The organism is Lysinibacillus mangiferihumi, from assembly GCF_003049665.1.
Classification (GTDB): domain Bacteria; phylum Bacillota; class Bacilli; order Bacillales_A; family Planococcaceae; genus Lysinibacillus; species Lysinibacillus mangiferihumi.
Window position 1 is genome coordinate 1 of sequence record NZ_PYWM01000067.1, and the last position, 7,222, is coordinate 7,222.

Below are 7,222 nucleotides of genomic sequence, written 5' to 3' on the forward strand. Positions count from 1 at the left end.
GCTCTTCTTTTTGAAAATCTTTTATCCCATTGATATCTTTTATATTCTTCTTTTGTTACTGTACGATTTTCAATCTTTTCTTTTATTTTTTTCTGCTGACCCCTACTTAAAGATTTGTATGGTGTAACATTTGGTGTTAAATCAAGTTCTGCTTTCAGTACCCTTTGGGCAATAATCTCTTCTCCTACTGCTACCCAGAGCTTCACCCGTACCCTTAGTTCCCTTAGCAGGTTTACTATCTTTTGCTGGTGGCTTGGAGCTATTGCATGGTTTTGGATTCGGCGTTGGCTTATTTTTCCCAACTGTTCCCGTATCCGTTATTCGGCCAACGTTCACACCGGCCAACTCTAACTGCGGTGTTCCCAACTGACGGAACTGGTCCTTTACTTCGGCTACTTTGGTTTGGAACTTATCTTTTACGGTGTCTAGCTTTTTAGTGGCTTTTTCTTTTAGTTGGCCTATTGGACCTTTATTCGTAACGGTTTTAATACCATCAACTACACCATTAAATGCTTTAGCACCTTTAGTTACTAATTTACCACCTGTCACTGCCATCCCTGCAATTGGAATCATCGCTCCTATGGAAAGGGCCGCATTTACCTTGTCTCCTCTTGCATAATAAATCACCGCATTCAAGCCATCTGCTACTTTTCCATACAGCGGTATTAGCCCTGCGAAATCTAATCTACTCAGAGTATATCAATAGACCTTAGAAACGTTATGCAAAGTGTTAGACATCGAAATTCTAGAGTTAATCGAGGTGGAGTAGTCCTCTAGACATAGTACTATGTACGTTAAAGTTGCGAAAAAATTTAAAAAGCAGAGGGAAGGTGAAGGTAGGGTAATAGGAATACAAATGGTGGTAACTGATAATATAAGTACTATTGCATCGATTGCGAGATGCTCATCATCAAGAAACCCTTCTCTAAAAACTATTTGTAATGGATAGGCTACACTTAGTTGGACAGTTTTATAGAGGGTAATGTGCAATTACTACGCCCTTCAACGAAGAAGAGCTTTATATGGAGCAATGGGCATGATAGCCTCGTTTGGCTAAGCCAGCCCTATTTAGCTGGATTCTTGGCGCAATGAATCATGCCTATAGAGGCTCCATGTCAAGCAACCTGTCCGTCCCTTATGCTTTAAAGGAACCTTTAAAAAATGTCCAAAAGTGTTACCATTCCATATTAATGTATCTTGCATTACATCAAGTACATCAGATTGACTAATGACATCAATCATACGCGTATAAGACGCTTCAGAAGGCACGACATCCGAAACAAGAAAACCACAATCTAAACGGAATAAAGGATTGTTGATCAAACGTTTAATTAAATCCTTGATTGTTGGAATACGCTCTACTATGCGGATAATTTGGGATTGAATCATCGCACCATAGTTACATTCACGTTGGGCACCACGCAATGTCCTTTTTAAAAACAACTGAAAAATAGGTTGTACGTTAAGTGGCAAAAATCGCATCAAAACGACGGGAACTTTCCATTTCGAATAATTGCTGGATGTCAAAAAGGCTCATTTGTTTTACAATAGTCATGAGGCATACACTCCGTTCGTATAAGGTTGGATTAGTCGCTACCATTATACCGAATTTGGGATCTCGCCTAAGTTCGTACTTCTTTTTCAAGTTTATTATTTTCCAAGATACTTCCGGGTTGACCAACCATCGTGAAGTACGTATTTTCAATAACCCTCTCATTTTCCTATTCATTTCACATATACTTTATTTTTCATATAATATACTTAAAGCTTATATCCGTAAAAATATTTTTGTCCTTTTTCCCAGTTTTCACTTGAAAGTCTGTCTATATAGCCAATAAAATCTTTATAACCGCTCGCATTAATGATAGTATTGTAGTCCCCAGGTACTTTTTCACCAGACCAAATTGATAATAAAGAAGGTATTAATTCCATTTTTAATGGCTCCTCATTATTCGCAGCAATCATAACCCGCTGTATCAACTTTTTAGCTAAGTCGCCAGGAAAAGCTAAATTTTGTTGGAAATAATAACCCTCTGTATTCATTTCCTCACAATAATTAAAATAGAAATTTCCAATTTCATCTATAGTTGCCTCTTCACCTATTTGTTCCTCAAAATTAATAAAAAAATCAATAGAATCCCTTATAATAATAGCTGTATCACTGATTTCACCCCATTCATCAAGTAAAGCCAATAAATATGGAATTATATCAAGAGAAAGTGATGTTGTGGCTGCTGATGCAAAAGTGTTTACTGTTGCTTCGGTTACCTCACTAAGAAAACGTAGATTATTTGAATCCCTTAAATCTTCATGTGTCGCAACAGCTAAGAACATCCTAATACATAAATTCAAAACTGATTCATCTCTAGTCTGATTCATTAATTGGAACAATAATGGTTTTTGAGTAAAATCACCTGTTTTAAATAATTCAATTAAATTAAATAAAACTTCCTTTTCTGTTACAGAATTTAAAATTTTTTCTTTAATTTCCGATTTGACTAAAGTTGTTTTTTCTCCAAACCATATACTATTCATAAGATTTCCCGCTTCTCCCATAGATCAATAATCCCCTTCTCATTCTCATGTATTTTCAGTATCTTAGTATTTTATTTACCATAATTCATTTTGTTCTCGACGAATAGTCGATTCTCCTGACAATATGACATTTTCACCACTTGGCAAGTGTAACGTTTAAACCCTTTATTTTGTTTAATCTCGTGGGTTTTGTCCTTATGACATCCATAAATGGTCCTTGTAAGTAAAATAACATCTCACCTATTCTTGCTCTTATTACTTGGGCCAACGATTTTCACTGTTTATTATAATTCTTTTGTAAAACTCTATTTCTCACCCTGTCAGAATCAAAATAGGTACATTTAAGAATTTATTTTTCTATTTCTAGTATCAAATTTTCCAAATTCAAAAATATCTTTATTAACTTCATTATTTAATACTCTTAACTCTTCGATATATAACTTAGTTTTATTTACTACTTCTGTTTTAAGGTTTTCATAACTAATTTGTTTATCTTTCCAATGTTGATGAATTAATTTAGGCATTTCTTTCGTTTCTATTGCCCCACTTCCTTCAGGTTTATCAGCAGTAATTTTACTTATTTTCACTATATTTTTTTCTTTCATTAGTTCAATCCAAATCTTAGGTTTTTCAATATCACTGATTAAAACATAGCTTTCAGATTTCAAAATTAATAACGCTTTTAAAAAATAATACAACCACCAATAAATAGAGACTGAAAACACATCGATATTTTCAGGGATAAATATACCATAAGTTTCATTATCAATTTCAAATTGGAAGTACCCATCTGCCCCATTGAGCTCCATTTCCTCTACACTATCATTTTCAAATATTTTAAAACTAATTTTGAACATCATTTCCAACCCTTATTTAGTCATTTTTCTAATATCCTCAACTGTAATTTTATGTCTTCCATAAACACTACCAAGTTGACCATTTAGATGAAAAAATACATCTATTCTTTTCCCGCCTATTTCATATGTCAGATTCCCAGTTTTCCCTTGACTTTTCAAATCAATTATATGCATTTTCAGTATATTTATTTATGTCATCTTTACTCCACTTTGGATTAAAAAACTTGATTCTAATTTATCTGCTAATTGGGAACCGAATAAATATTTAGATTGTTACTTTGAATATCGTTTAATTCTTCCACTTTATACATGAGGCTGTATCCATCAAGTACTTGTCCTTCCGTTGAAACTCTTACATATCCAACCACATTTTTCCCCATGTCCTACAGGTGTAACGTCTCTCCGTTACAACATACTGTACGACCTTACCCAAATGTTGCACAACCCTTTATTTTACAGTCGTTTTTTCTCTAGCGTGGTCGTACACTATACATAGCCGCTACAAGCTATGAAAGGAGGGTTTGATTATGTCTTCTGTTATTCGTTTACGTCTGGATGAAATTTTAATTGAAAAGCAAATGACCTGTCGGCTTGTTTAGTAATACTTATGAAGGCAGTGCCATCATAAGTATCGATTCTGAACATGGCATAGTTTTATCTTATCGGCAAACTCTAATTCCTCTTTTTACTCATCTGCATCGTTAAGTATATGTGGTAACTTTATTTAACTCCCACACTGCAAATCACATATTCTCTCAGTAAATATGTGTTATTTTCCTAAACATCCCTTTAACTATAACTAAAAAAACCTTGAAAGGTGGTTAGCCCATCAAGGTAATCAAATTTTTTCTCATTTCTCATATACAGTAATAAATAATTCCCCATCCGCCTCCTCAAACACACTTACTACTATCTCTCGGTTTGGGAATCTGTTCTTAAAGCTAAGAGACCAAAATATTTGAAGGACCTCTCCTAAAGCTTGGATTTGCTCTTCTAAGTTCTCATCCTCATCAATATTGATATGAAAGAAATCCTTAACTTGATATAAGTTCATCATTTTCTCTATATTAACTTTATTTTGTTGACATTCCTTTTTCCACATATCAAAATACTTTTCTGAAAACTTATCTTTTAACAAAAAACATCCTTCGACTTCAATAACATCTGGATAAAAGAATTTTGCAAACCCAAGTGCTGTTTTTATATCTGATTTCATATTTACATAGCTCCACCATGTGAAATCTCCCTCATTTGCATCTTTAAACTCCATAAATTCGCCATTTATTTCATCATTGAACAAGAATATCACTCCTATTTTTATGGAATATTTTTAGGTATTTCAGATGGGTCAGCAGGTCGAACTTCATAACCATTTTGAAATTTTCTCCTGTTTTAGGATTGGTATTGTATTTAGGCTCTTTTACATTTGGTCTAGGAATATCTCCATGTTCTTTTCCAGTCAAGCAAACCTCTTTAATAATTTTACCATCAGAACCGTAAGTCGTATATTTAATTATATTACCATTCGCATCTCTTACTACTTCTGTAGAATTAGGTGTACCATACTCTTTTGGTTTATTTCTATTTTTTGTCTTTTGAAGTATTAGTTTTATCCGTACCCTATGTTGTAATCGTAAAATTCTTTAATAAAAAATAATCTATCTTAAACCTTATTTCATTCGGTACCACGTTTCTCCAACATTATACTATTCACCATTTTATTACACATTAAATTTTGAACATACAAAAAGACTTATTCCTCCTCACCGATTAAGTTGGAATAAGCCTTTGAAAGTTTACAAGTGTATTGTCAAGTTATTTTGGGTTCGTTTTGTTAGTTGTCTCTTGTATAGGCATTGCCATTGAGTTTTCTTTTTCGTAGAAGTCTTTTATCGCATTGTCTATTGATTTTGTCGTTTCAATCGGGTGTGAAACGACGGACACCAGATTAATGAGGACACCTCCAGGGTTGGTACTTTTGCTTAGCTTATTAAAGAGTTTGGGTGCCTTGGTAAAGAATTTACCCCACTTTTTTTCTTTTACTTCCTTTTCTTCGCCCCTTTCCACTTTACGGAGCTTACTTTTGGAATCATTCCCAGTAAGCTTCCTGCTAATCCTTATAGACCCATTAGGCATCACCCCAGCTCCCTTTTTTTCACCTCATCCATGCTGGTATGTAAACTTACTTGAACCTTTTTGACCTATAACTCCTCCAAATAACTTTTTAATCCTTTTAAAATGGTGATTTAAGCCGTTTATTATTTTTTCCTCTTATCTACCTTTTCATGCAAGATAGAAATTCTTTTATAGCTCTCTGAATCTATATTGCTTTACTTCAGCTATATCTGTTACTGACCTCAAATACGGTTTGGACGGAAATCATGATGCTAATTCATTACTTACAATGAATGCGTCAATGTTTCATCGCCTACCTCTTGTGTGATAGTACTTGTATAAAATTTGAAACTTAGTACACTAATTAAGTAATCATTATCTTCTCAATCTATGAAAATGAAAAGCACTTGTCCCCTATTTTAGGCAATCAAGTGCTTTAAGTTTATTTATTTTCTAATTTTTACTTATTTTAGTATTGACAGTATGACATCTTTTTTTCACATGGCAAGTGTAACGTTTAAACCCTTTTAGCTTGTTTAATCTCGTGTGTTTGTTGCTAATGACATCCATTAAGTAAAATGTCATCTCGCCTATTCTTGCTCTTATTACATTAGCATAAAATTAGCATCTCTTGCTGGCTTGCCCTCATGAGTTAATAATTCAAATTCTTAGAAGTTTAATTGTCTCCAGTTGGTCCCACATTTTTTTTCGTAAGTTATAAAACCTTCAGTCGAAAATCTTTTTTCAAGTATCCTACTAGCCTCGTATTTAGTACAATCCTTTTCCATATAAATTTCATCTTGTAAAAATAATATAAATATAGAACTCGATACATCTTTATTCGCGAAATAGAAACCCAATAGTTCGTTGTATTGAGTGTTAAAAAACAAACCTATATACTCTATTTTGAATTTTATATTTTCCTTGCACTCAATTAATCCTTCGTAACTAGAAAATAAATTAAAGTCATCTAAATCGTAGACTCTATTCACTGAGATTAATGGATTCATACCTCTTATATACAAGCCTATAACATCACCATTGTCTTTCTCGAAGAAAATGACATGGTCTAATCTCTCATTATCATCCTCATCATGTAGATAAATAATGTTTGAGATTTCCTTTTTATAGAAAAAATAATTAAACTTTTTGGTAAAAGATATTATGTAGTTATTCATAGGCATCCTCACTCTCTAATCAAATCTAATTCGGATTTTAACTTACTTGATAAGCGATCTCCTTTTTTATTTAAGAAAGTCAATATTTCGTTTATATTTTGATTAACTAAAACAACTGCGTCACCCTTAACATAAGCGTCTACAGAGTCGATTGTATTCCACTCAAAAGGCTTCGAATTAGCGAGATTTTTTGAGTCAGTTACAATAGATGAAACGAACTCTTTATCCTCTTTTAACAGCCGTATGATGCTCCTTATGTAAATCTACTCCTACAATAATTTAGTCATATATAAAAATGTCGGTAACTTTAGTTCGAGCGTTCGATGCGTATCAGTAAGCAAGCCTATCCATTTTTCTTAACTCTAGTAGTATGGATAGTAAAATGAGCTAATTTTTAAGTGAATTTACACGTCTGTTGATTAACCAGTTTTTACCATTAAAGCCTAATAAAAAAGAGAGATTCCATGTAAAATGTAAGTTACCACACAAACAATTACGAGGAGGAATCTCTCATGGCTAAGAATACCACGATTTTCA

8 protein-coding genes and 2 pseudogenes are annotated in these 7,222 nt (G+C 33.2%); all 10 read right to left on the reverse strand.

What is annotated here, in order from left to right; translation table 11 throughout:
* Positions 1–206 (reverse strand): annotated as a pseudogene (locus C9J37_RS26890) (hypothetical protein); the annotation flags it as partial.
* A complete protein-coding gene (locus C9J37_RS29295) occupies positions 142–636 on the reverse strand; it encodes a hypothetical protein (protein WP_235617273.1) in 495 nt (164 codons plus the stop codon). The pseudogene C9J37_RS26890 and the gene C9J37_RS29295, both read right to left, overlap by 65 nt.
* 432 nt (positions 637–1,068) lie before the next feature.
* The gene (locus tag C9J37_RS29505) at positions 1,069–1,482 is read right to left on the reverse strand and encodes a transposase (protein WP_107897852.1); all 414 of its coding nucleotides are present in this window, start codon (positions 1,480–1,482) and stop codon (positions 1,069–1,071) included.
* A 279-nt stretch (positions 1,483–1,761) separates the two neighbouring features.
* Positions 1,762–2,556, reverse strand: coding sequence for an Imm47 family immunity protein (gene imm47 / locus C9J37_RS26900; protein ID WP_107897853.1), 795 nt, complete (start codon positions 2,554–2,556; stop codon positions 1,762–1,764).
* A gap of 320 nt (positions 2,557–2,876) precedes the next feature.
* The gene (locus C9J37_RS26905) at positions 2,877–3,395 is read right to left on the reverse strand and encodes a hypothetical protein (protein ID WP_153063525.1); all 519 of its coding nucleotides are present in this window, start codon (positions 3,393–3,395) and stop codon (positions 2,877–2,879) included.
* 287 nt (positions 3,396–3,682) lie between these two features.
* A pseudogene (locus tag C9J37_RS29870) lies at positions 3,683–3,772 on the reverse strand (recombinase family protein); the annotation flags it as partial.
* Between the two features lie 470 nt (positions 3,773–4,242).
* Positions 4,243–4,701, reverse strand: coding sequence for a hypothetical protein (locus C9J37_RS26910; RefSeq protein ID WP_235617274.1), 459 nt, complete (start codon positions 4,699–4,701; stop codon positions 4,243–4,245).
* Positions 4,682–5,032, reverse strand: coding sequence for a polymorphic toxin type 24 domain-containing protein (locus C9J37_RS26915; RefSeq protein WP_107897856.1), 351 nt, complete (start codon positions 5,030–5,032; stop codon positions 4,682–4,684). The genes C9J37_RS26910 and C9J37_RS26915 overlap by 20 nt, the downstream gene beginning before the upstream one ends.
* A 175-nt stretch (positions 5,033–5,207) precedes the next feature.
* Positions 5,208–5,528, reverse strand: coding sequence for a hypothetical protein (locus C9J37_RS26920; RefSeq protein ID WP_107897857.1), 321 nt, complete (start codon positions 5,526–5,528; stop codon positions 5,208–5,210).
* Positions 5,529–6,175: 647 nt separating this feature from the next.
* Entirely contained in the window at positions 6,176–6,685 is a 510-nt protein-coding gene (locus tag C9J37_RS26925) for a hypothetical protein (RefSeq protein ID WP_107897858.1), read from the reverse strand.
* Positions 6,686–7,222 lie beyond the last annotated feature (537 nt).